Source organism: Kitasatospora hibisci, assembly GCF_043950205.1.
GTDB lineage: Bacteria > Actinomycetota > Actinomycetes > Streptomycetales > Streptomycetaceae > Kitasatospora > Kitasatospora hibisci.
In genome coordinates this window covers 2,755,300-2,780,672 of record NZ_CP171642.1, presented here as the reverse complement: position 1 = coordinate 2,780,672, position 25,373 = coordinate 2,755,300, and the positions used below count along the sequence as shown (strand labels likewise).

General features: G+C 73.7%; 15 protein-coding genes. 14 read left to right on the top strand and 1 reads right to left on the bottom strand.

Features of this window, described 5'->3' with window-relative positions:
* The first annotated feature begins 469 nt into the window (after positions 1 to 469).
* From ACF9IK_RS11785 to ACF9IK_RS11750, 8 genes are all read left to right on the top strand, one after another.
* Positions 470 to 4,987, top strand: a complete 4,518-nt coding sequence (locus tag ACF9IK_RS11785) for a hybrid sensor histidine kinase/response regulator (RefSeq protein ID WP_395298546.1) — start codon at positions 470 to 472, stop codon at positions 4,985 to 4,987.
* A 293-nt stretch (positions 4,988 to 5,280) separates the two neighbouring features.
* On the top strand, positions 5,281 to 5,916 hold the full coding sequence (locus tag ACF9IK_RS11780; RefSeq protein WP_395294188.1) for a response regulator: 636 nt from the start codon (positions 5,281 to 5,283) through the stop codon (positions 5,914 to 5,916).
* Between the two features lie 122 nt (positions 5,917 to 6,038).
* Entirely contained in the window at positions 6,039 to 8,744 is a 2,706-nt protein-coding gene (locus ACF9IK_RS11775) for a DNA translocase FtsK (protein WP_395294187.1), read from the top strand.
* Between the two features lie 262 nt (positions 8,745 to 9,006).
* Positions 9,007 to 9,870, top strand: a complete 864-nt coding sequence (locus ACF9IK_RS11770; RefSeq protein ID WP_395294186.1) for a helix-turn-helix domain-containing protein — start codon at positions 9,007 to 9,009, stop codon at positions 9,868 to 9,870.
* A gap of 97 nt (positions 9,871 to 9,967) precedes the next feature.
* Positions 9,968 to 11,473: a 30S ribosomal protein S12 methylthiotransferase RimO gene (rimO, locus tag ACF9IK_RS11765; RefSeq protein WP_395294185.1), complete on the top strand. Its 1,506-nt coding sequence runs from the start codon at positions 9,968 to 9,970 to the stop codon at positions 11,471 to 11,473.
* Positions 11,470 to 12,108 (top strand): CDP-diacylglycerol--glycerol-3-phosphate 3-phosphatidyltransferase, encoded by a 639-nt coding sequence (gene pgsA, locus ACF9IK_RS11760; RefSeq protein WP_238863990.1) that lies wholly within the window; start codon positions 11,470 to 11,472, stop codon positions 12,106 to 12,108. The genes rimO and pgsA overlap by 4 nt, the downstream gene beginning before the upstream one ends.
* A 35-nt stretch (positions 12,109 to 12,143) precedes the next feature.
* Positions 12,144 to 12,620 (top strand): CinA family protein, encoded by a 477-nt coding sequence (locus ACF9IK_RS11755; protein ID WP_395298545.1) that lies wholly within the window; start codon positions 12,144 to 12,146, stop codon positions 12,618 to 12,620.
* Between the two features lie 402 nt (positions 12,621 to 13,022).
* Positions 13,023 to 13,391, top strand: coding sequence for a helix-turn-helix domain-containing protein (locus ACF9IK_RS11750; protein WP_313765720.1), 369 nt, complete (start codon positions 13,023 to 13,025; stop codon positions 13,389 to 13,391).
* Positions 13,392 to 13,876: 485 nt separating this feature from the next.
* On the opposite strand, the gene ACF9IK_RS11745 is transcribed toward ACF9IK_RS11750, so the two are convergent.
* A complete protein-coding gene (locus ACF9IK_RS11745; protein WP_395294184.1) occupies positions 13,877 to 18,604 on the bottom strand; it encodes an ATP-dependent helicase in 4,728 nt (1,575 codons plus the stop codon).
* Positions 18,605 to 18,818: 214 nt separating this feature from the next.
* On the opposite strand from ACF9IK_RS11745, the gene ACF9IK_RS11740 reads away from it, so the two are divergent.
* The 6 genes from ACF9IK_RS11740 to ACF9IK_RS11715 all read left to right on the top strand — a co-directional run bounded on the left by ACF9IK_RS11740 (position 18,819) and on the right by ACF9IK_RS11715 (position 25,342).
* Positions 18,819 to 20,465, top strand: a complete 1,647-nt coding sequence (locus tag ACF9IK_RS11740; RefSeq protein WP_395294183.1) for a S8 family serine peptidase — start codon at positions 18,819 to 18,821, stop codon at positions 20,463 to 20,465.
* A 107-nt stretch (positions 20,466 to 20,572) separates the two neighbouring features.
* Positions 20,573 to 21,163 (top strand): GNAT family N-acetyltransferase, encoded by a 591-nt coding sequence (locus ACF9IK_RS11735; protein ID WP_395294182.1) that lies wholly within the window; start codon positions 20,573 to 20,575, stop codon positions 21,161 to 21,163.
* Positions 21,160 to 21,354: a DUF3046 domain-containing protein gene (locus ACF9IK_RS11730; RefSeq protein WP_395294181.1), complete on the top strand. Its 195-nt coding sequence runs from the start codon at positions 21,160 to 21,162 to the stop codon at positions 21,352 to 21,354. The genes ACF9IK_RS11735 and ACF9IK_RS11730 overlap by 4 nt, the downstream gene beginning before the upstream one ends.
* An 85-nt stretch (positions 21,355 to 21,439) precedes the next feature.
* Complete coding sequence (locus ACF9IK_RS11725) at positions 21,440 to 22,792, top strand: AI-2E family transporter (RefSeq protein WP_395294180.1); 1,353 nt, start codon at positions 21,440 to 21,442, stop codon at positions 22,790 to 22,792.
* A gap of 215 nt (positions 22,793 to 23,007) precedes the next feature.
* Positions 23,008 to 24,120, top strand: a complete 1,113-nt coding sequence (recA, locus tag ACF9IK_RS11720; protein WP_395294179.1) for a recombinase RecA — start codon at positions 23,008 to 23,010, stop codon at positions 24,118 to 24,120.
* A gap of 4 nt (positions 24,121 to 24,124) precedes the next feature.
* Complete coding sequence (locus tag ACF9IK_RS11715; RefSeq protein ID WP_395294178.1) at positions 24,125 to 25,342, top strand: RecX family transcriptional regulator; 1,218 nt, start codon at positions 24,125 to 24,127, stop codon at positions 25,340 to 25,342.
* Positions 25,343 to 25,373 lie beyond the last annotated feature (31 nt).

The following is a 25,373-nucleotide window of genomic DNA, read 5'->3' as shown; positions in this document are numbered from 1 at the left end:
CGGTGCAGCGCTCCACCCTACTTTCCGGTTGGTTCCCCGCGGGGGCGGGGCGTCGAAACGGGCACCTGAGGGTGATTCTGCCCACCTGTTTCGGCCGGGGCGGTACCAACCGAGCGCAACCGGCCGTATACCCGGCGCAGGTGCTGCCAGACTGGGGGGTCCGCGACGGCCGTCCGGAGCAGTACGGTCGATGCGGGTTCCGGTCGGCCGCGCGGTCGCCGGGACGCAGATACGCCGGACCGGTGTCCGGTTCCGGGCCCGTACGGGCCGCGGTCGGACGCCGGGCAGTTCACGATCTGGGAGGGGCCCGTTGAGTTCGGCCACCAAGGACGCAACCGGTACGACGCCGCCCGCTCAGCGTGGCGGGCGGTCCGGGGCCGCGCCGCGGAGCGCGGCCGGCCGGCGAGCCAACCACAGCCGGGGAGCCGAGCCCGCCGAGCTGCGCAAGCTGCTGGCGGCGCTCACCGCGATGCGGGACGGCAACTTCCGGCGGCGGTTGACGGTGCCGGGTGACGGACCGCTGGCGGAGATCGCCGCGGTGTTCAACGAGGTCGCCGAGCGCAACCAGCACCTGACGGGCGAGCTGGCCCGGGTGCGCCGGGCGGTGGGCCGCGAGGGCCGGTTGAACGAGCGGCTGGAGACCGGTGCCGGCGAGGGCGCCTGGATGGCGGCGGTCGACAACTGCAATTCGCTGATCGACGACCTGGCCCGGCCGATGGCCGACGTCGGCCGGGTGCTGGCGTCGATCGCCGAGGGCGATCTGGACCAGAAGATGGAGCTGCGCTCGCTGCACGGCAACGGGGTGAGCCACCCGCTGCGCGGCGAGTACCTGAAGATCGGCCGGACCGTCAACGGCCTGGTGGACCAGCTGTCGGAGTTCACCGACGAGGTGACCCGGGTGGCCCGTGAGGTCGGTACCGAGGGCAAGCTCGGCGGCCAGGCCAAGGTGCGCAGCGTCTCGGGCAGTTGGAAGGACCTCGCGGACTCGGTCAACACGATGGCCGGCCGGCTGACCGCGCAGGTGCGCAACATCGCCCAGGTGACGACCGCGGTGGCCAAGGGCGACCTGTCGCGCAAGGTCACGGTCGAGGTGGCCGGCGAGATGCTGGAGCTGAAGAACACCGTCAACACGATGGTGGACCAGCTCAACGGCTTCGCCGCGCAGGTGACCCGGGTGGCTCTGGACGTGGGTACGGAGGGCCGGCTGGGCGGTCAGGCGCAGGTGCCGGGCGTCGCCGGGGTCTGGCGGGACCTGACCGACTCGGTGAACTTCATGGCCGACAACCTGACCGGCCAGGTCCGCAACATCGCGCAGGTGACGACCGCCGTGGCGCGCGGGGACCTCTCGCAGAAGATCGAGGTGGACGCGCGCGGCGAGATCCTGGAGCTGAAGAACACCATCAACACGATGGTGGACCAGCTGTCGGGCTTCGCCGAGCAGGTGACCCGGGTGGCCCGCCAGGTCGGTACCGAGGGCCGGCTGGGCGGTCAGGCGCAGGTGCCGGGCGCGGCCGGGGTCTGGCGGGACCTGACCGACAACGTCAACTTCATGGCGAACAACCTCACCGACCAGGTCCGCAACATCGCCCAGGTGACGACGGCGGTCGCCCGGGGCGACCTGTCGCAGAAGATCCAGGTGGACGCGCGCGGCGAGATCCTGGAGCTGAAGAACACCATCAACACGATGGTGGACCAGCTCGGGGCCTTCGCGGACGAGGTGACCCGGGTCGCCCGGGACGTCGGCACCGAGGGCATCCTCGGCGGTCAGGCGAGCGTGCCGGGGGTGTCCGGGACGTGGAAGGACCTCACCAACAGCGTCAACCTGATGGCCAACAACCTGACCAGCCAGGTGCGCAACATCGCCGAGGTGACCACGGCGGTGGCGCGCGGCGACGTGTCGAAGAAGATCACCGTCGACGCCCGGGGCGAGATCCTGGAGCTGGTCACCACCGTCAACACGATGGTCGACCAGCTCTCGGCGTTCGCCGACGAGGTGACCCGGGTCGCCCGCGAGGTGGGCACCGAGGGCATCCTGGGCGGCCAGGCGCGGGTGCGCGGGGTGTCGGGCATCTGGAAGGACCTGACCGACAACGTCAACCTGATGGCGAACAACCTGACCAGTCAGGTCCGCAACATCGCCGAGGTCGCCACCGCGGTCGCCCGCGGTGATCTTTCCAAGAAGATCGACATCGAGGCGCAGGGCGAGGTCGCGGCGCTGGCCGGCACCCTGAACACGATGGTCGACCAGCTCTCCGCCTTCGCGGTGGAGGTGACCCGGGTCGCCCGCGAGGTGGGTACCGACGGCACGCTGGGCGGTCAGGCGAGCGTGCCGGGGGTGGCCGGCATCTGGAAGGACCTGACCGACAACGTCAACCTGATGGCCAACAACCTCACCGGCCAGGTCCGCAACATCGCGCTGGTGATCACCGCCGTGGCCCGCGGCGACCTCTCGCAGAAGATCGACGTGGATGCGCGGGGCGAGATCCTCCAGCTCAAGACGAGCATCAACACGATGGTCGACCAGCTGGGCTCGTTCGCCGACGAGGTGACCCGGGTCGCCCGCGAGGTGGGCACCGACGGTCGGCTCGGCGGCCAGGCCCGGGTGCCGGGCGTGGACGGCACCTGGCAGGACCTCACCGAGTCGGTGAACGAGCTGGCCAACAACCTGACCCGGCAGGTGCGGGCGATCGCGCAGGTCGCGACGGCGGTGACCAGGGGCGACCTGTCGCTGCGGATCGACGTGGACGCCGCCGGGGAGCTCGACGAGCTCAAGGACAACATCAACCAGATGATCGCCAACCTGCGCGAGACCACCCGTACCAACCAGGAGCAGGACTGGCTCAAGACCAACCTGGCCCGGATCTCCGGCCTGCTGCAGGGCCGCCGCGACCTGGAGGCGGTCGCCTCACTGATCATGACCGAGCTGACGCCGGTGGTCTCGGCCCAGCACGGCGCGTTCTTCCTGGCCCAGCCGGCCGGCCGGACCGCCGAGCTGATCACCGAGGACGACGACGAGAACGACACGGTGCTGCGGTTGATCGGCAGCTACGGCTATCAGCGCCGGGCGATGCCGACCACCTTCCGGCCCGGCGAGTCGCTGATCGGCCAGGCGGCCGTGGAGAAGCGGGCGATCATCCTCAAGGAGGCCCCGCCCGGGTACCTCAAGATCGCGTCCGGTCTGGGCGAGGCCTCGCCGGCCCACATCGTGGTGCTGCCGGTGCTGTTCGAGGGCCGGCTGCTGGGCGTGATCGAGCTGGCCACCTTCAGCTCCTTCACCACCGTCGCCCTGGACTTCCTCAACCAGATCGCCGACCTGATCGGCGTCACCGTCAACACCATCAGCGTCAACACCAAGACCGAGGGCCTGCTGCTGGAGTCCCAGCGGCTGACCGCGGAACTCTCCATGCGGTCGGCCGAGTTGGAGGCGCGCCAGGAGGAGCTGGAGCGGACCAACGAGGAGTTGCAGGAGAAGGCCTCGCAGCTCGCCCAGCAGAACCGCGACATCGAGATCAAGAACGGCGAGATCGAGGAGGCGCGGCAGGTCCTGGAGGAGCGCGCCGAGCAGCTGGCGCTGGCGTCCCGGTACAAGAGCGAGTTCCTCGCCAACATGTCGCACGAGCTGCGCACGCCGCTCAACTCGCTGCTGATCCTGGCCAAGCTGCTCTCGGACAACAACGAGGGCAACCTCTCGCCCAAGCAGGTCGAGTTCGCCGACACCATCCACGGCGCCGGCTCCGACCTGCTCCAGCTGATCAACGACATCCTGGACCTCTCCAAGGTCGAGGCCGGGAAGATGGACGTCCGCCCCGCCCGGATCGCCCTGGTCCAGCTGGTCGACTACGTGGAGGCCACCTTCCAGCCGGTCGCGCTGGACAAGAACCTGGACTTCGCCGTCCGGGTCTCGCCCGCCCTGCCGGTCACCCTGCACACCGACGAGCAGCGGCTCCAGCAGGTGCTGCGCAACCTGATCTCCAACGCGGTGAAGTTCACCGACGCCGGCGCGGTCGACTTCTCGATCAGGCCGGCCGGTCCGGGCGTCCCGCAGCACGTGCGGGAGCGTCTGCTGGAGGCCGGCACGATCCAGGGCCCGGACGACGCGCTGATCGCCTTCGCCGTCTCGGACACCGGCATCGGCATCCCCGGCAACAAGCTGCGGGAGATCTTCGAGCCGTTCCGGCAGGCCGACGGCACCACCAGCCGCAAGTACGGCGGCACCGGCCTCGGCCTGTCGATCAGCCGCGAGATCGCCCGCCTGCTCGGCGGTGAGATCCACGCCGAGAGCGAGCTGGGCCGGGGCTCCACGTTCACGCTGTACCTGCCGCTGTACACCCAGGCCCCGGACGCCGGCCCGGCCACCGCGCCGCCGCCCGCGGCGAACGCCTCGCCGGTGCGCGCCTCGGTGGCGGTCACCCCGGCCGGTACGCCCGTCCCGGTCGGCGACAACCCGGCCGACCACTGGGCGCAGGAGGTCCGCGAACTCGCCGAGGAGCGTCGCCGCGGTGCCGTGGAGCGCCGTCGCGCCGTCGCGCAGGCCGTCCCCGCCGAGGTCCGCGCCCCGGCCGCCGCGCCGGCGGTCCGCCCGGCCGGCCGCGTGGACGCCCGGTTCGACGGCCAGCAGGTGCTGATCGTGGACGACGACGTCCGCAACGTCTTCGCGCTCACCAGCGTCCTGGAACAGCACGGTCTGACCGTGCTGTACGCCGAGAACGGCCGCGAGGGCATCGAGATGCTGGAGCAGCACGAGAACGTCGCGCTGGTCCTGATGGACATCATGATGCCGGAGATGGACGGCTACGCGACCACCGAGGCGATCCGCCGGATGCCCCAGTTCGCAGGTCTGCCGATCATCGCGCTGACCGCCAAGGCGATGAAGGGCGACCGGGAGAAGTCGCTGGAGGCCGGCGCCACCGATCACATCACCAAGCCGGTCGAGACCGACCACCTGTTGTCCGTGATGCACGACTGGCTGAACGGCGGGCGGCCCTGAACGTCCGCAGGGGCGCGAACACCGGGGCCCGCTCCGGGGTTCGCGCCACTCGGCGGCCGGTTTGCTGGCGGGGAGGGCCGGGAACCCGGTAGGGTCACCGATCGTTGCGAACAGTGACCGGTCGGCAACGCACTGCTGAGCGTGCGCCGGAGCACTGGCTGCGTGCTGTTCCGAACCGGGTCGCGACGGAGCGGTGTGCCGGGCGAGGGGGTGCGGCTAGCATGACCGGGGTAATGGTGGGCAGTACGCGGGTGCCTTCCCCAGGCAGGCAGGCGACAGGAGGGCGGGTCGGAATGCAGAAGGCGAAGATCCTCCTGGTCGACGACCGGCCGGAGAACCTTCTGGCGCTGGAGGCGATCCTCTCCGCGCTGGACCAGACGCTGGTGCGCGCCGCGTCCGGTGAGGAGGCGCTCAAGGCGCTGCTCACCGACGATTTCGCGGTGATCCTGCTGGACGTCCAGATGCCCGGCATGGACGGCTTCGAGACGGCCGCCCACATCAAGCGGCGCGAGCGCACCCGGGACATCCCGATCATCTTCCTGACCGCGATCAACCACGGGCCGCACCACACCTTCCGCGGCTACGCGGCCGGTGCCGTCGACTACATCTCGAAGCCCTTCGACCCCTGGGTGCTGCGCGCCAAGGTCTCCGTCTTCGTCGACCTCTACATGAAGAACTGCCAGCTCAAGGAGCAGGCCGCGCTGCTGCGGCTGCAGCTGGAGGCCGGCGGCGGGCAGCCGGCCATCGGCGGCGCGCTGCTGGGCGAGCTGTCGGCACGGCTGGCCTCGGTGGAGGAGCAGGCCGAGGCGCTGGTCAAACAGCTGGACGGCACCGAGGACGGCGGGGTGGCCGCCACCGCGGCCCACCTGGAGCGGAAGCTGGGCGGCCTGCGCCGGGCGCTGGACGCGCTCCGTCCCGGCGTCGAGTGAGCGCGGCCCCTTTCACACCTTCGGGTGGATTCCGACCGCTGTGACGGTGTGTCTGCGACACGTCCGGGGAGCAGGGTCGGTCACATGTGCTCAGTCCGCCGACCCCGGTAGGCTGCTGAGCCATGGCCACACGTTCGCCCGGTAGCGCGGCAAGCACATCGAGCCCGGGACCGTCCAAGAAGGCCGCGGCGAAGGCTCCGGCCAAGCCGCCCGCGAAGAAGGCTGCCGCCAAGAAGGCCGCTCCGGCGAAGAAGGCCGCTGCCAAGGCCGCACCGCCGCCGCCCCCGCAGCCGCTGCTCTTCCGCGCCGTCCGGGCCGTCTGGCTGGGCCTGGCGCACGCCCTGGGCGCGGTCTTCCGCGGCTTCGGCGACGGCGCCAAGAACCTCGATCCGGCGCACCGCAAGGACGGCGTCGGCCTGCTGCTCTTCGCGTTGGCGCTGGTCACCGCCGCCGGCACCTGGTTCAGCCCCCAGGGCTGGCTCGGCGAGGCGGCCACCAACGTGGTCTCCGGCCTGTTCGGCCGGCTGGACGTGCTGGTGCCGTTCCTGCTGTTGGCGATCGCGGTCCGGCTGATGCGCCATCCGGAGCTGCCGGAGGCCAACGGGCGGATCATGATCGGCCTGAGCGCACTGGTGGTCGGCGTGCTCGGCCTGGTCCACATCGGCTGCGGCGCCCCCATGATGGGCAGCGGCGCGACCCGGATAAGGGCGGCGGGCGGCATCGTCGGCTGGGCCGTCTCGACCCCGATGATGGCCGCCGCCGGGCCGCCGCTCGCGGTGCCGCTGCTCCTGCTGCTGGCCTTCTTCGGCCTGCTGGTCACCACCGCCACCCCGGTCAACCGGATCCCGGAGCGGCTGCGCGCCGTCGGGGTCCGGCTCGGCGTGGTCGAGCCCGGCCCGCAGGACCGGCTTCCCGGGGGGCGTGCGCCGGAGCGCGAGTTCTCCACCGAGCCGCCCGAGGACGCCGACCCGTCGGCGCTGCCGTTCACCGTGGACACCGGTGACACCCCGGAGGACGAGGTGGGCGCACGCCGGCGCCGCCGCCGGCGCAAGCAGGCGGCCGAGGCCGGGCCGGACGCCGCGGTCCCCGACATGTTCACCAAGGAGCCGCTCGCCCCCGACACCGAGGACCCCTACGCCACCCGGGACCTCGCCGCCGGCGCCGCCGCCGATCTGGACGGCGCGCTGGTCTACGGCGTGCCCGCCTCCTCGGCGGTGGCGGACATGATGCACCAGGTGCAGGACCGCACCGCTGCGCCGGAGGAGCCCGCCGTCCCGGCCGCCCGCAGCGGCGGCACGGGCCCGGGGGCCCCGGACGAGCACGGCCCGGCGCCGGTGCGGATGGAGCAGCTCCGGCTCTCCGGCGACACCACCTACCGGCTCCCCTCGCTCGACCTGCTGGAGCGCGGCGGCCCGGCCAAGGCCCGCAGCGCCCTCAACGACGAGGTGGTGGCCCAGCTCACCGGAACCTTCGCCGAGTTCAAGGTGGACGCGCGGGTCACCGGCTTCACCCGCGGTCCGACGGTCACCCGGTACGAGGTCGAGCTCGGCCCGGCGGTCAAGGTCGAGCGGATCACCGCGCTCGCCAAGAACATCGCGTACGCGGTGGCCAGTCCCGACGTGCGGATCATCAGTCCGATCCCGGGAAAGTCCGCGGTCGGCATCGAGATCCCCAACCGGGACCGCGAGATGGTCAACCTGGGCGACCTGCTGCGCTCGCGCGCGGCCGCCGAGGACACCCACCCGATGGTGGTCGGGATGGGCAAGGACGTCGAGGGCCACACGGTGATGGCCAACCTCGCCAAGATGCCCCACATCCTGGTGGCCGGCGCGACCGGCGCGGGCAAGTCGTCCTGCATCAACTGCCTCATCACCTCGGTGCTGGCCCGGGCCACCCCGGACGAGGTCCGGATGGTGCTGGTCGACCCCAAGCGGGTCGAGCTGACCGCGTACGAGGGCATCCCGCACCTGATCACGCCGATCATCACCAATCCGAAGAAGGCCGCCGAGGCCCTCCAGTGGGTGGTGCGCGAGATGGACCTGCGCTACGACGACCTCGCCGCGTTCGGCTTCCGGCACGTGGACGACTTCAACGCGGCGGTGCGGGCCGGCAAGGTCACCCCGCCGCCCGGCAGTGAGCGCGAGCTGACGCCGTACCCGTACCTGCTGGTCATCGTCGACGAGCTGGCCGACCTGATGATGGTCGCCCCGCGCGACGTCGAGGACTCGGTGGTCCGGATCACCCAGCTGGCCCGGGCCGCCGGCATCCACCTGGTGCTGGCGACCCAGCGGCCCTCGGTCGACGTGGTGACCGGCCTGATCAAGGCCAACGTGCCGTCCCGGCTGGCGTTCGCGACCTCGGCGATGGCCGACTCGCGGGTCATCCTGGACCAGCCGGGCGCCGAGAAGCTGATCGGCAAGGGCGACGCGCTGTTCCTGCCGATGGGCGCGAGCAAGCCGATCCGGATGCAGGGCGCGTTCGTCACCGAGGCGGAGATCGCCGCGGTGGTGCAGCACTGCAAGGACCAGCTGTCCGCGGTCTACCGGGACGACGTGACGGTCGGCGGCGGTCCGAAGAAGGAGATCGACGAGGAGATCGGCGACGACCTGGACCTCCTCATCCAGGCGGCCGAGCTGGTGGTCTCCACCCAGTTCGGCTCCACCTCGATGCTCCAGCGCAAACTGCGGGTCGGCTTCGCCAAGGCGGGCCGGCTGATGGACCTGATGGAGTCGCGCGGGATCGTCGGGCCGAGCGAGGGCTCCAAGGCCCGGGACGTCCTGGTGAAGCCGGACGAGCTGGACGGGGTGCTCCTGAGCATCCGCGGCTGACGGGGCGTCCCCCGGGGCCGTTCTTCACCCGGACGGAGGAGGGGGGAACGGTGAGCGGAACCGAGCGGGGAGACATCGCGTCCCAGGGCGGAAGGAACGGTTCCGTGTACCGCGGCCGCCACCCCTGACGACCGTTCGGCGGCGGGCCGGGGCCCGGTCCGGCCGGCCGCGCGCATTCGGTCCTGTTCCGCTTGAGAAACGATCCGCCCACGCCCCTAGACTGTTCCCCAGCAGGTGGCCATCCGCTCGAAAGGCGTGCCCCGTGACCATCGGCAAGTCCCCCGACCGCGAGAACGCCCCGTCGTCCGCCCAGCCGTCCGGCGGCGCGGAGCAGACGGCCGATGCCGTGAGCATCGGCCGGGTGCTCTCCGCTGCCCGGATCGAGGCCCGACTCACGGTGGATCAGGTGAGTACCGCCACCCGGGTCCGGGTGCCGATCGTGCATGCCATCGAGGAGGACGACTTCGCCCGCTGCGGCGGCGACTTCTACGCCCGTGGCCATATCCGCTCCATCGCCCGGGCGGTGGGCGTCGACGGCGAGGCCCTGGTGGAGCGCTACGACGCCGCGCACGGCGGTGCCCCGGCCTCCAAGCGCCCGACCCAGCTGATCGAGAACGCCCCGATCAAGGTGCCCAACCGCGGCCGGCCGAACTGGACCGTCGCGATGGTCGCCGCGATCGTCGCGGTGGTCGCCCTGATCGGCTTCAACCTGGTGAGCGGCAAGACCGGCGGCACCACGGCCGGCTCCGCCAGCGCGCCGCTGCCCAGCGGCTCCGGCACCGGCTCCCTCGCCGCGGCGCCGTCGCCCAGCGTCCAGCCGCCCGCTCCGGCGCCCAGCGTCGCGGCGATCGCGGCCGCCCCGGCGGACAAGGTCACCGTGAAACTGGTGGCCGAGAAGGACACCAGCTGGGTCTCCGCGCTGGACGGCAACGGCAAGTCGCTCTTCCAGAACAACATCGAGGAGGGTCAGGACCAGACCTTCACCGACCCCAAGCAGATCAAGCTGGTGATCGGCAACGCCGGAGCCGTGCACGTGTACGTCAACGGCAAGGACCTCGGTCCGGCGGGCAAGAACGGCCAGGTGGTGCACGTCACGTACACCCCCGGCGACCCGCAGGCGGGCTGACCGCAGGGGCCCTGCGAGCCCTGTGAAGATCCGGTAATCGGTGGCGCGCGGCCTCCGGGGCAAACGGCTCCGGCGGCCGCGCGTTAATCTTGGCCCTATGCCTGAACGCCGTACTGTCGCCCTTGTCACGCTCGGATGCGCCCGCAACGAGGTGGACTCCGAGGAACTCGCCGGGCGACTGGAAGCCGACGGCTGGTTGCTGGTCGACGACGCCGCCGAAGCCGACGTCGCCGTCGTCAACACCTGCGGCTTCGTCGAAGCCGCCAAGAAGGACTCCGTGGACGCCCTGCTGGAGGCCAACGACCTCAAGGGCCACGGCCGTACCCAGGCCGTCGTGGCCGTGGGATGCATGGCCGAGCGCTACGGCAAGGAACTCGCCGACGCGCTCCCCGAGGCCGACGGCGTGCTCGGCTTCGACGACTACTCCGACATCTCCGACCGCCTGCAGACCATCCTCTCCGGTGGCCACCACGCCCCGCACATCCCGCGCGACCGCCGCAAGCTGCTGCCGCTGAGCCCGGTCGAGCGCCAGGCGGCCGCCGCCGAGGTCGCCCTGCCGGGCCACGGTGCCCAGTCCGAGGCCGAGCCCATCGCCGACCTCCCGGACGGCCTCGCCCCCGCCTCCGGCCCGCGCACCCTGCGCAAGCGGCTGGACGACAGCCCGGTGGCCTCCGTGAAGCTCGCCTCCGGCTGCGACCGCCGCTGCTCCTTCTGCGCCATTCCGGCCTTCCGCGGCTCCTTCATCTCGCGCCGCCCCTCCGACGTGCTGCAGGAGGCCCAGTGGCTGGCCTCGCAGGGCGTCCGCGAGGTCGTCCTGGTCAGCGAGAACAACACCTCGTACGGCAAGGACCTCGGCGACATCCGGCTGCTGGAGACGCTGCTCGGAGAGATCTCGGCCATCGAGGGCGTCGAGCGGGTCCGGGTCTCCTACCTGCAGCCGGCCGAGATGCGGCCGGGGCTGATCGACGCGATGACCGGCACCACCGACGTGGTGCCCTACTTCGACCTCTCGTTCCAGCACTCGGCGCCCGCCGTGCTGCGCCGGATGCGCCGCTTCGGCTCCACCGACCAGTTCCTGGAACTGCTCGGGACCATCCGCGGCAAGGCCCCGCAGGCCGGCGCCCGGTCCAACTTCATCGTCGGCTTCCCGGGTGAGACCGAGGAGGACTTCGCGGAGCTGGAGCGGTTCGTCACGCACGCCGGCCTGGACGCGATCGGCGTCTTCGGCTACTCCGACGAGGACGGCACCGAGGCCGCCACCTACGACGGCAAGCTGCCCGAGGACGTGGTCGCGGACCGGCTGAACCGGCTCTCCAGGCTCGCCGAGGAGATGACCGCCCAGCGGGCCGAGCAGCGGATCGGCACCGAGGTCGAGGTGTTGATCGAGTCCGTGGACGGCGACCTGGTCGAGGGCCGCGCCGCCCACCAGGCGCCCGAGACGGACGGCCAGACCACGCTCACCGGCGTGGACCACCCCGAGGTCGGCCAGTTCTACCGGGCCCGCGTGGTCGCCAGCGAGGGCGTCGACCTGGTCGCCGAGGCGCTGGAGCAGGTGCGGCTGCCGAGGACGTCGGGGGCCGAGGCGCCGGGGGTCGGGGCATGATCCAGGGGCCAGGCGCCCCGACCGCGGCCCACCCGGGCAGACCGGCGGCCGCGGTGCCGCCGTCGCCGGGGATCTGGAACATCGCCAACATGCTCACGATGCTCCGGCTGCTGCTGGTGCCGGTCTTCGTGGCGCTGCTCTTCGCCGACGGCGGGCACGACCCGAAGTGGCGCTCGGTCGCCTGGGCCGCGTTCGCCATCGCGATGATCACCGACCTGTTCGACGGCGAGCTGGCCCGGCGCAAGGGCCTGGTCACCGACTTCGGGAAGATCGCGGACCCGATCGCCGACAAGGCGATCATGGGCTCGGCGCTGATCGGGCTGTCGATCCTGGGTGACCTGCCGTGGTGGGTCACCGTGGTGATCCTGGCCCGCGAGCTCGGCATCACCCTGATGCGGTTCTGGGTGATCCGCTACGGCGTCATCCCGGCCAGCCGGGGCGGCAAGCTGAAGACGCTCACCCAGGGCATCGCGGTCGGCATGTACGTCCTGGAGCTGACCGGCTGGCTGGCCACCGCCCGGGCCGTACTGATGGGGCTGGCGGTGCTGCTGACCGTCGGCACCGCACTGGACTACGTGGGTCAGGCGCTGCGCCTGCGCCGCGAGGGGCTGGCCGCGGAGCGCGCCGGCAGGTGAGAGGGGCGGACGGGGTGGACGACAGGGACTTCGAGCTGGCGGCGAAGGCGCACGCCGCGCTGCGCGGCGAGGGCAGCACGGTGGCGGTGGCCGAGTCGCTCACCGGCGGGCTCCTGGCGGCCGCACTGGTGGACGTCCCCGGGGCGTCCGCGACCTTCCGGGGGTCGGTCACCGCGTACGCGACCGAGCTGAAGGCCTCGGTGCTGGGCGTCGACGAGGGACTGCTGGCCGTGCACGGCGCCGTCCACCCGGTGGTGGCGCGGCAGATGGCGGAGGGCGTGCGGCTGCTGCTGGGGGCCACGTACGGGCTCGCGACGACCGGGGTCGCCGGTCCGGAGCCGCAGGACGGGCAGCCGGTGGGCACCGTACACCTGGCGGTCGCCGGTCCGGGGGGAACTCTGGTCAGTTCGCCCCGGCTGACGGGCGAGCGTGCCACAATCCGTCACGGGGCGGTGACCGCCGCCCTGGAGCTGCTCGTCGGGCGGCTCCCGTCCGGATCGTCCGCACGCTGACCCGTCGCCAGACGCCTCTGCGCTGCTCCAACGGTCCCGGTACCGCGCCGGTTTCGCCGGAGCTTCGCAGGAACTTCTCAGGAAACCCCCTGCTGGGGCAGATCTCCACCGAACCGAGATCTGCCGAACCGGCATCCGGGCACGGTGCGACGGGAGGATCGTGTTACATCGAAGGGCCTGGTTGGGCAGAAACCAGGTGGCGAACGAGTGGCTTGGCGGTGGCCGGGTGCCGCGCGGAGGGCGCGGGGACGTGCCCGTCGGTCCGGATTCGACACCGAGACAGGGGAGGGGACAGCCTTGCAGCCCAGAGTGAACACGACCATGGTCCCCGCACGCGAAGCGGGCAAGGCGGTACGGTGGGGGCGTGACATCTCGATCCGCAGTCCGAGGAGGGAGGCACCGATGATCCTGCTCCGTCGCCTACTGGGCGATGTACTGCGTCGGCAGCGCCAGCGCCAGGGCCGCACACTCCGCGAGGTGTCGGCGGCCGCCAGGGTTTCGCTCGGGTACCTCTCCGAGGTCGAGCGGGGACAGAAGGAGGCCTCCTCGGAGCTGCTCTCCGCGATCTGCGACGCACTCGACGTCCGTATGTCCGAGGTCATGCGCGAGGTCAGCGACGAACTGTCGCTCGCCGAACTTGCGGCGATGGCCACCCTCTCCGAAGGTGAACTGCTGAGGCCGGTGCTCGAACCGGTACCGCTGCCCGCCCCCGGCGCCGACCGGGCGAACCTCTCGCCCAAGACCGCCGCGATGGACGTGGTCGCCGCCTGATCCGGCCTCGATGCCCGGGCGCCCGGTGCCCGGGACGAGCCGAGGAGGGCGGTCGTGCGGAGAGCTGCGACAGCGCGAGGCGGTGCCCGAATACGGGTGCGGCGGCCGGTGCCCCGGCCACTGAGGCTGGTCCTTCCGTTGTTGGCGGTCGGGTCCGGTCTCTGGTTGTTCGTGATCCAGGGCCAGCCGGCGGACGGTGCCGCGCTGGGGCTGCTCGCGGCCGGCGGTTGGGGGCTGGGGCTGATCCCGATCCATGCGGACTGGTGCTCCACCGGTCCGGTGCGGCGCCGAACGGGTGAGCCGGAGGCCCGGACGGAGGCGGAGCCTCCGATCGGGTGACCAGGAGTCGTGCGGTACTGGGGCGCAGTCGTGCGTCCTGAGGCCGTGAGGCGGGATCCCGCCTCACGGCCTTCGTCGTGTCCGGAACCGGTTCGTTCCGGGCCGGGGCCTGCCGGGCCCGCCCTGAGCCCCTGGCGGGCCCGAGCTCAGGGCCGTAGGCGCAGCCCGCGCGGGGTGGCGTGGAAGCCTGCCTCCTCCAACGCGGTGCCGAGCGCCGAGCCCAGGGCCTGCTCGCCGTTGGCCCGCTCGACCGTGACGCTGCCGAGCGCGCCCTGCCGGACGGCCGAGGCCAGCGCTGCGGCGGCCGCCGCGACGGTGGCCTCCTGTTGCGCCCACGCCAGCAGGGACTTGCCGCCGCGCTCGACGTAGAGGGCCAGCTCGCCGTCGACCAGGACCACCAGGGCGCCCGCCTTGCGGCCGGGCCGGTGCGCCTTGGCCTCCCTGGCGCCCGGGGCGGTGGGCGGATCGGGCCAGGGCAGGGCGGCGCCGTACGCGTTGGCCGGGTCGGCGGCCGCCAGCACCAGCACCTGGGGCGGTTCGGCCGCCGGGCCGGCCGGCCACTCGGCGGCCCGGGCCCGCTCCAGCCGCCCGTTGACCGAGCGCAGCCGGTCCGCGGCGCCCTCCATGGCGAACTGGGCGCCGCCCAGCCCCTCCACGAAGTACCCCCGGCGGGCCCGACCGCGCTCCTCCATCGCGGCCAGCACGCGGTAGACGCCGGCGAAGCCGCCCGGGACCCGTTCGGCCGCCACCGTGCCCCGGGTGAGCAGGCCGTGCCGGTCCAGCAGGTTCTGCGCCTGGGCGGTGGCCCGGACGGTCGGGTCGGCGGCGAGCGCCGGCAGCAGCGACCAGCGGCCGGCCGCCGACGGCGGGCCGCCGCGCAGGGCTCCGCCGGCCCGGCCGAACGGACGGCCCGCCCCGCCGTAGCGGCCGCGCGGGGCGGCCCGGGGTGCCCGGTGGGCCGTCGACCCGGCCGTGCGGCCCGAGCCGAGCAGGGCGCGCAGCGGGGCCAGCGTGTCGTTGCTGACGTAGCCGGCCCAGACCAGGTCCCAGAGGGCTTCGACGAGCTCGGGCTCGGGGGTGTCCGGGAGGTGGGCGACCAGTTGGCGGAAGAACAGGCCGTAGCCGCCCGCCAGCGCCTCCATCAGCGCGGTGTGCACCGGGGTGACGGCGGGCGCCACCGGATCGGGGCGCAGCAGGTGGGCGTTCTCGGCGAGGTGCAGGCTGATCCATCCGTCCTTGCCGGGCAGGGCGCCGGCGCCGGACCAGCCGATCTCGCCGGCCGCCATCAGCCCGTCCAGCAGGCCGGGGGTGTAGTCGGCGAGCCGGGCCGGGAGGATCAGCTTCTCCAGCGCGGAGGCGGGGAGGGCGGTGCCCTGGAGCTGCTCGACCACCCGGAGCAGCCCGTCGGGGCCGCGCAGCCGGTGGCCGGCCAGGTGCTGCCACTGGGGGAGGAAGGCGGCCAGGGCGCGTGGCGGCACGGGCTCGACCTCCTGGCGCAGTGCCGCCAGCGAACGGCGGCGCAGCCGGCGCAGCACCTCCGCGTCGCACCACTCGACGGTGGCGGTGCGGCCGTCGAGGGCGCCCGCGCCCGGGGTCTCCCCGGCGGGGAGGTGGGCGCCGGGCGGGCGGAACTCGCCCTGGACCAGGCGGCCGGAGGCGGTGAGCCGGTGCAGGGCGCCGGTGACCACGGCGGCGCCCAGGCCGAAGCGGGCGGCGGCCTCGGAGGCGGTGAACGGGCCGTGTGTGCGGGCGTACCGGGCGAGGAGGTCGCCGAGCGGGTCCTTGACCGGCTCGGTGAAGGCCTCCGGGACGCCGACCGGCAGCGGGGTGCCGAGGGCGTCGCGCAGGCGCCCGGCGTCCTCGACGGCGGCCCAGCGCTGCTCGCCGGCGATGCGGACCGCGATCACCCGGCGGGCGGCCTCCAGCTCCAGGGCCCAGAACGGCTCGGCGCCGCGGGCGGTGAGCTCGGCCTCGGAGAGCGGGCCGAGCAGCCGCAGGGCGTCGGCGACGCCCTCGGCGTCCTTGATCCGTCGGTCGGGGGTGAGGCGCTGGAGCTCGGCCTCCAGTTCGGCGAGGACCTGCGGGTCGAGCAGTTCGCGCAGCTCAGCCTGGCCGAGCAGCTCGGAGAGCAGGCGCGAGTCGAGCGAGAGGGCGGCGGCGCGGCGCTCCGCCAGCGGGGAGTCGCCCTCGTAGAGGAACTGCGCGACGTAGCCGAAGAGCAGGGAGCGGGCGAACGGGGAGGGCTCGGGGGTGGTGACCTCGACCAGGCGGACGGCCCGGGATTCGAGGTCCCCCATGAGCTCGACCAACCCGGGGACGTCGAAGACGTCCTGGAGGCACTCCCGGACCGCCTCCAGGACGATCGGGAAGGAGCCGTACTCGGAGGCGACTTCGAGGAGCTGGGCGGCGCGCTGGCGCTGCTGCCAGAGCGGGGTGCGCTTGCCGGGATTGCGGCGCGGGAGCAGCAGCGCGCGCCCCGCGCACTCGCGGAACCGGGAGGCGAACAGCGCCGAGCCGCCGACCTGGTCGGTGACGAGCTGCTCGATCTCGCCCGGGTCGAAGAGGGCGGCGTCGGCGCCGACCGGGGCGTCGTCGCCGGCCGGTCTCCCGGCCGGGCGGCCGAAGTCGAAGTCGGGGGCCAGCAGGTCGGCGTCCGGGAGCCGGAGCACGATGCCGTCGTCGGCGTGCATGACCTGCGGGTCGAGACCGTGCTTCTCGCGCAGCCGGGCGCCGAGGGCGAGGGCCCAGGGCGCGTGCACCTGGGCGCCGAAGGGGGAGTGGATGACGATCCGCCAGTCGCCCAGTTCGTCGCGGAAGCGCTCCACCACGATGGTGCGGTCGTCCGGGAGGTGGCCGCAGGCGGTGCGCTGCTCGGCGAGGTAGTCGAGCAGGTTGGCGGCGGCCCAGTCGTCCAGCCCGGCCTGCTTGAGCCGCGCGGTGGCGGCCTCGGGGGCGAGGGCGCCCAGCTCGCGGGTGAAGGCGCCGAGGGCCCGCCCCAGTTCGAGCGGGCGGCCGAGGGTGTCGCCCTTCCAGAACGGGAGCCGGCCGGGCACGCCGGGGGCCGGGGTGACCAGCACCTTGTCGTGGGTGATCTCCTGGATCCGCCAGGAGGTGGTGCCCAGGGTGAAGACGTCGCCGACGCGGGACTCGTAGACCATCTCCTCGTCGAGCTCCCCGACCCGGCCGCCGCCCTTCTTGGGGTCAGCCCCGGCGATGAAGACGCCGAACAGGCCGCGGTCGGGGATCGTCCCGCCGGAGGTGACGGCGAGCCGCTGGGCGCCGGGGCGGCCGGTGACGGTGCCGGCCACCCGGTCCCAGACCAGGCGGGGGCGCAGCTCGGCGAAGGCGTCCGAGGGATAGCGGCCGGCCAGCATGTCGAGCACGGCGTCGAAGGCGGACTGCGGCAGGGTGGCGAACGGCGCCGCCCGGCGGACCACGGCGAGGAGGTCGTCGACCGGCCAGGCGTCCAGCGCCGTCATCGCCACCAGCTGCTGGGCGAGCACGTCCAGCGGGTTGCGCGGGATGCGCAGCGCCTCGATCCGGCCCGACCGCATCCGCTCGGTGACGACGGCCGACTGGACGAGGTCCCCCCGGTACTTGGGGAAGAAGACGCCGGTGGAGACGGCGCCGACCTGGTGGCCGGCCCGGCCGACCCGCTGGAGGCCGGAGGCGACCGAGGGCGGGGACTCGACCTGGACCACCAGCTCGACGGCGCCCATGTCGATGCCGAGCTCCAGGCTGGAGGTGGCGACCACGGCGGGCAGCCGGCCGGCCTTGAGCTCCTCCTCGACCAGTGCGCGCTGCTCCTTGGAGACCGAGCCGTGGTGGGCCCGGGCGATCACTGCCGGGACGCCCCTGGCGGCGCCGGAGCCGCCCATCAGCTGGGCCGGGGCGTGGGCCTCGGGTGCGGTGGACCCGGTGGCCCGTTCGTGGGCGATCTCGTTGAGCCGGTTGCAGAGCCGCTCGGCGAGGCGGCGGGAGTTGGCGAAGACGATGGTCGAGCGGTGCGCCGCGACCAGGTCGACGATCCGCTCCTCGACGTGCGGCCAGATCGACGCCTGCCGGGCCGGGTCGGTCTCCGCACCCGGGCCGGCCGGTGCGGCGGGCAGGTCGTCGAGGTCCGGGACGGGGACGACCACGGAGAGGTCGAACTCCTTGGCGGCGGCCGGCTGGACCACGGCGGCGCCGCGCCGCGGGCTGAGGAAGCGGGCCACCTCCTCGACCGGGCGGACGGTGGCGGAGAGGCCGATCCGGCGGGCCGGGCGGTCCAGCAGTTCGTCCAGCCGCTCAAGCGAGAGCGCGAGGTGGGCGCCGCGCTTGGTGCCGGCGACGGCGTGCACCTCGTCCAGGATCACCGTGTCGATGCCGCGCAGAGCCTCGCGGGAGGCGGAGGTGAGCAGCAGGAAGAGCGACTCGGGGGTGGTGATCAGGATGTCCGGCGGGTGGGTGGCGAAGCGTCGGCGGTCGGCGGCGGGGGTGTCGCCGGAGCGGATGCCGACCTCGACGTCGGGCTCGGGCAGGCCGAGCCGGACGGCGGCCTGGTGCAGGCCGGCCAACGGGGCGCGCAGGTTCCGCTCGACGTCGACGGCGAGGGCCTTGAGCGGCGAGACGTAGAGCACCCGGCAGCGGCGCTTGGGTTCGGCGGGAGGCGGGGTGCTGCTGAGGCGGTCGAGTGCGGAGAGGAAGGCCGCGAGCGTCTTGCCGGAGCCGGTGGGGGCGACCACCAGGACGTCCGTCCCCCGGCCGATGGCCTGCCAGGCCTCGGCCTGCGCGGTGGTGGGCGCGTGGAAGGCGCCCGTGAACCAGGCCCGGGTGGCCGGGGCGAAGCCGGCCAGCGGGTCGGCGGGCGGCTGGGTGCGGTTCTGCGGCGCCATGCCCCCATGGTGCCGGGTGGCACCGACATCGGGGGCCGGCCGTCGTCACCGAGCGGATGCGGTCGGGCCGGGACGGGCAGAGCAGCCGGGAAGGCAGAATGGACAAACAGCTCATATGGTGATGACTCAGACACATGATCCTTCCGTGGCCGCCGGGCCTCCCCGGTGGCCCGACCCTCCCTGACCACCGGGACCGACGAGCGGAGACCGTGCGATGGCGCAGGCGCACCCGTCCGGCAGTGGTCCCGCCCGGCGCCGCCGGGGGCGGGCCCAGGGGCCCCTCCGGGCGCTGCTCGCCATGCTGCTCACCGCGCTGGTGGTCGGGGGCGCCGTCCCGTACGTGGCCGGGCCGGGTCGGTCCTACCTCAGCTACCTCGTGCTGGCCGAGCAGGCGGACGCCGCCGGCGCGGCCCGGGTCGGCGGCGAGGCCCGGGCGGCCGGGGGCCAGGTCGTCCAGGAGTACCCGCAGATCGGGGTGGTGCTCGCGTACGGCACCGGGGGGTTCGCCGACAAGGTCCGGGCCAGGCCCGGGGTGGCCATGGTCGGCGCCACCCGGACCGCTCCGGTGCCCAGTCCGCCCCGACCGCTCGACGGCGCGGGGGACTTCCGCGCGGGGATCGGCGTCGACCGCGCCGACGGCGGGCGCAGCACCGACGGCGGAGCCGAGAACGGACACGGCGCCGGGGGACCGGGCGTCCTCGCCGGACACGGCACCGAAGGGTCCGGGGACTTCGGCGGCAGCCGCACGGCGGACGGCGCGGACGACACCACCGCGACCGTGGCCGACCCCGGCGAGCGCGACGCCTGGAACCTCGCCATGCTCGGCGTCGTCGGCGGCCCGGGCGGCGACACCTCACCCACGGTGCTGCGCACGCCCTCGCCCGGCCCCGGCGCACCGGCGGCCGACGCGCTGCGTCGGGTGCTGGTCGCCGTCCTCGACTCCGGCGTCGACGACACCCACCCGGACCTGCGGGCCGCCGTCGACCCGAAGAGCTCCGCCTCCTGCGCCGACGGCCGCCCCGACGCCCGGACCGGCGCCTGGCGGCCCGACCCCGGAGTGGGCGAGAGCGGCCACGGCACCCACGTCGCCGGGATCGTCGGCGCCGCCCGGGACGGCCACGGCGTCAGCGGGGTGGCGCCGGGTGTGCGGATCGCCGCCGTCCGGCTGCTCGGCCCGCTCGGCCAGTACTACGCGGAGAACATCGTCTGCGGCATGCTCTGGTCCGCCGACCACGGCGCCAAGGCGATCAACAACAGCTACTTCGCCGACCCGTGGAAGTACAACTGCCCGCAGGACCGCGACCAGGCCGCGCTGACCGCAGCGGTGGACCGCGCGGTCGGCTACGCCCGGCGGCAGGGCGCCGTGGTCGTGGCCTCGGCCGGCAACGACGGGCAGGACCTCGGCGCCCCCCGCGCCGACGACCGCAGCCCCAACGACCGTACGTCCGGTCCGGCGCAGTCCCGCTACCTCGGCACCGAGTGCGTCCGGTTGCCGGGCGAGCTGCCCGGGGTGGTCACGGTGACCGCCCTCAACCGGGACGGCCACCCCTCGGCGTACTCCAACTACGGACGCGGCCGGGTCTCGCTGGCCGCGCCCGGCGGGGACCCGGACGGCGGCCCGCAGGGCGCGATCGTCTCCGACTGGCCCGACGGGCAGTACGCGGCCCTGGCCGGCACCTCGATGGCGGCGGCGCACGTGACCGGCGCGGTCGCGGTGGCCGCGGCGCTCCACCCGGACTGGGGCTCGGACCGGCTCGCCGAACTGCTGGCGACGACCGCGGCCGCCTCCTGTCCGCCGGGGCCGCAGGCCTGCGGGGACCGCCAGTACTACGGGGCGGGCACGCTGATGCTCCCGCACTGAGCGTCGGAGGGGCCTGACGGCGGGGTGCCGGGCGGGCGCCGGAGGGCGGCGGGTCGGGGGCGGAAAACCCGGTGACGGGCGGGCGGGCCGTGGGCGAGGATCGGGGGATGGACGTCCACCTCACCACCGAACGGCTGGTCCTGCGCCGGTTCACCGCGGCCGACACCGACCGGTTGGTCGAGCTGGACGGCGATCCCGAGGTGATGCGCTACCTGACCGGCGGCCGGGCCACTCCGCGGCAGCAGGTCGAGGACACCCTGCTGCCGCTCTACTTCGACCACTACGAGCGCTACGGCGACCTCGGCTGGTGGGCGGCCGAGGAGCGGGACGGCGGGGCCTTCCTCGGCTGGTTCGAGTTCCGTCCGCCGGACCGGGAGGACCCGGGCGAGATCGAGCTCGGCTACCGGTTGCGCCGGCCGGCCTGGGGGCGTGGCTACGCCACCGAGGGCGCGCGGGCGCTGGTCGACCAGGGTTTCGCCCGGCTCGGCGTGCGCCGGGTGGTGGCGTACACGATGGCGGTCAACAGCGGCTCGCGCCGGGTGATGGAGAAGGCCGGGCTCCGCTACGTCCGGACCTTCCACGAGGACCATCCGGAGCCGATCCCGGGCACCGAGCTGGGCGAGGTCGAGTACGCGCTGGACGCGGCGGACTGGCGGCCGCCCGCGCCGGGGACCGGTCCGGGATACTGGTCGGCATGAGGCTGACCGAGTTCTGGCGACGGATGTACGCCCACTTCGGCGAGGCGTACGCGGAGTCCTTCGCCACCGACCACGTGATGGCCGAGCTGGGCGGGCGGACGGTGCGCCAGGCGCTGGACGCGGGCTGGGAGGCCAAGGACGTCTGGCGCGTGGTCTGCGACACCCAGGGCGTCTCGGCGCTGCTGCGCTGACGCGTCCGGGCACCGGCCGCCGGGTGCCCGCGGCGGCCGGTGCCCGGTGCCCGGGCGGGTTGCGGGCATGGGCCAGACTGTTCGGGTGGCAAGCAGCGCAGAACCCCAGAATTCGGACAGGCCGGCGCGGGTCGCCGACGAGGCCGCGGGCCCGCAGCCCGCTCCGGAAGCCGCCTCCGATCCCGGCGTGGTCGCCGATCCCGGCGCGGCCGGCGGGCTCTGGGGCGCGGGGATGCCGCGCTGGCTGCCGCGTGCGATGGTGCTCGCGCTGGTGATGGTCGGGCTGTTCAAGCTCGCCGACTGGGCCTTCCACCAGCTGATCGACCTCTTCGTGATGCTGCTGGTCTCCTTCTTCCTCTCGCTGGCGCTGGAGCCGGCGGTGGACCGGATGGCGGCCCGCGGCGTGCGCCGGGGCGTCGGCACCTTCCTGGTCTTCGTCGCGGTGGCGATCGCGGTGGCGGGCTTCCTGGCCGCGCTCGGCACCCTGCTGGTCGACCAGGTCGCGAAGATCGCCGGCGACCTCCCGCACCTGCTCGACAACCTGATCGGCTGGATCAACCGGACCTTCCACCAGGACCTCTCGCTGGACGAACTGCAGAAGAAGCTGCTCAAGGACTCCGGCGCGATCGAGTCCTACGCCCAGCAGGCCGCCGACAACGTCTGGGGCGTCTCCTCCACCCTGATCGGCGGGCTCTTCCAGGCCTTCACCGTCGGCCTCTTCACCTTCTACTTCACGGCCGACGGCCCCCGGGTGCGGCGGACCGTCTGCTCGCTGCTGCCGCCCGCCAGGCAGGGCGAGGTGCTCCGGGCCTGGGAGATCGCGCTGGCCAAGACCGGCGGCTACCTGTACTCGCGGGCGCTGCTCGCGGTCGCGTCGGCGGCCGCGCACTGGGTGATGTTCGCCCTCCTGGACCTCCCGTACTCGGCCGCGCTGGCCGTCTGGGTCGGCGTCATGTCGCAGTTCGTGCCCACCATCGGGACGTACCTGGCCGGCGCGCTCCCGGTGCTGGTCGCGCTCACCGTCGAGCCGGTGGACGCCCTGTGGGTGCTGGTGTTCGTGGTGGTCTACCAGCAGGTCGAGAACTACCTGCTGCACCCGCGGATCACCGCGAGGACGGTGGACGTGCACCCCGCCGTGGCGTTCGGCTCGGTGATCGCGGGCGCGGCACTGCTGGGCGCGGTGGGCGCGCTGATCGCGATCCCGGCGGCGGCCACGCTGCAGGGCTTCGTCGGCACCTACGTCCGGCGCTACGAGGTGGCGACCGACCCGCGGATCGACCGGGGGGCGCAGCGGCGGGCCCGGCGGGAGCTGCGCCGGGAGGCCGCGCGCCGGCTGCGGCGGATGGTCGGGGCGGGCGCGGAGCCCGGCTCCGGCTCGGACCCGGCCGCCGGTGCCGGCGCGGGTCGGGAGTCGCAGGGCGGCGGCGGGGAGCGCTAGGGCGGGCCGGGCCGGGTCGAACGGGTCCGGCCCGGACGGGTCCGGGTCGAACGGGTCCGGGTCGAACGGGCTCCGGCTTGAATCGAACAGATGTTCTTTGTACTCTCCGGCGAGGAGTTTTCCACAGGCCGAGCCCGGTCGGGGCCGTTTGTCAGTGGGACGCGCTAGCGTCGAGGACGATGAAGCGCACAGCACAGAACCCGAGGGTGGAAGCCATGGCAGGTACGGACCGCGAGAAGGCCCTTGAGACCGCACTCGCCCAGATCGAGCGGCAGTTCGGCAAGGGCTCGGTGATGCGCCTCGGCGAGAAGGCCAACGAGCCGATCGACGTGATCTCCACCGGGTCCACCGCCCTGGACGTCGCCCTCGGCGTCGGCGGCATTCCGCGCGGCCGAGTGATCGAGATCTACGGCCCCGAGTCCTCCGGCAAGACCACGCTGACCCTGCACCTGGCGGCCAACGCCCAGCGGGCCGGTGGCACGGTCGCCTTCGTCGACGCGGAGCACGCGCTCGACCCGGAGTACGCCAAGAAGCTCGGCGTGGACACCGACGCCCTGCTGGTCAGCCAGCCGGACACCGGCGAGCAGGCCCTGGAGATCACCGACATGCTGATCCGCTCCGGCGCGATCGACCTGGTGATCATCGACTCGGTGGCTGCGCTCGTCCCGCGCGCCGAGATCGAGGGCGAGATGGGCGACTCCCACGTCGGCCTGCAGGCCCGGCTCATGAGCCAGGCGCTGCGAAAGATCGCCGGTGCGCTGAACCAGTCGAACACCACCGCGGTGTTCATCAACCAGCTCCGCGAGAAGATCGGCGTCATGTTCGGTTCGCCGGAGACCACGACCGGCGGCCGGGCGCTGAAGTTCTACGCCTCCGTCCGGCTGGACATCCGCCGGATCGAGACCCTGAAGGACGGCACCGAGGCGGTCGGTAACCGCACCCGGGTGAAGGTCGTCAAGAACAAGGTCGCCGCGCCGTTCAAGCAGGCCGAGTTCGACATCCTCTACGGCGTGGGCATCAGCCGCGAGGGCGGCCTGATCGACATGGGCGTCGAGCACGGGTTCATCCGCAAGTCGGGTGCCTGGTACACGTACGAGGGCGACCAGCTCGGCCAGGGCAAGGAGAACGCCCGCAACTTCCTGCGCGACAACCCGCAGCTGGCCGACGAGATCGAGCGCAAGATCAAGGGCAAGCTGGGCATCGGCCCGAAGACGGAGGAGCCCGCCGAGGGCAAGGAGCCGGCCGCCGACGCCGCTGCCAAGCCGATCACCGCGACCGCCGCCAAGACGGCCGCGGCGAAGAAGACGGCGGCGGCCGCGAAGGCCTGAGCCGTTGACGCAGCACAGCACGGCGGCCGGCGGCGGCCCGGCGGACGACGACCACGGCCCGCCGGACTGGTTCGCCGCGGTGGCCGAACCGGAGCCCGAGCCGGAAGCCGAGCCGCAGTCCTCGCGCGGGCGCAGGTACGGGCGTGGGCCGGAAGCCGAGCCCGACCCCCGGCCCGAGTCCGCTCGTGCGCCGGGCCGGGTGAGGCCTTCGGCGCGGCGCGGTCCGGGCGTGCCGGAGGTCCAGGACGGCCCCGGGCTGCTGGGCGGCGGGCTCGGGCTGGTGCCGGCGTCCGAGCTGCCCGGTGGGCGGCGACGGCGCCGCTCGGCGCTCGCGGAGGAGACGATCGCCGACCACCGGACGGTGGGTGAGGCGGCCGGTCACGGGGGTGCGGCCGCCTCGTTCCCGCCCGCGTCCGGTCGGCCGGGTGGCCGGCGTGCCCGCAAGCGGTCCGAGCCGGTCGACGAGGAGTACGGGTTCGGCCCGGGGCGCGCTCCGGGCCGGGGCGACCGCGGCAGCGCCCTTCCGGCCGGCGACGTGCCCCCCGGCGACGACACCCTGGACAGCGATGGCCCGGGCACCTGCGACCCGGACAGCGACGACCCGGGCGGCGCCGGGTCGCGCGGGCACGCGGGGCGGCGCGGGGCCCAGCGCTCCCGCCGCTCGGAGCAGCCCCGCCGGGCTGCCGCGGAGGAGTCGGCCGACCCGGAGGCCCGGGCGCGGGACATCTGTCTGCGGCTGCTCACCGGAGCGGCCAAGACCCGCAAGCAGCTCGCCGACGCCCTGCGCCAGCGGGAGATCCCGGAGGACGTCGCCGACGGGGTGCTGAGCCGGCTGGAAGAGGTCGGGCTGATCGACGACGCGGCCTTCGCCCGGTCCTGGGTGGAGTCCCGGCACACCGTGCGCGGGCTGTCCCGGCGTGCGCTGGCCCAGGAACTGCGGACCAAGGGCGTGGCCGGCGAACTCGCCGAGCAGGCGCTCGCGCAGCTCGACCAGGACGACGAGACCGAGGCGGCCCGCGAGCTCGTCGAGCGCCGGCTCCGGACGACCCGGGGCCTGGAGCGGCAGGCCCGGATGCGCCGGCTGGTCGGCATGCTGGCCCGCCGCGGCTACTCCGAGGGTCTGGCCTTCCGGGTGGTGCGCGAGGCGCTGGATGCGGAGAGGACCGGGGCCGGTCCGGACGGAGAGGACGTGGACGGACCGTCCGCCCACGGGTGGGACTGATGGCGGCTCGGTGTGAGGGTTCGCCAACTCC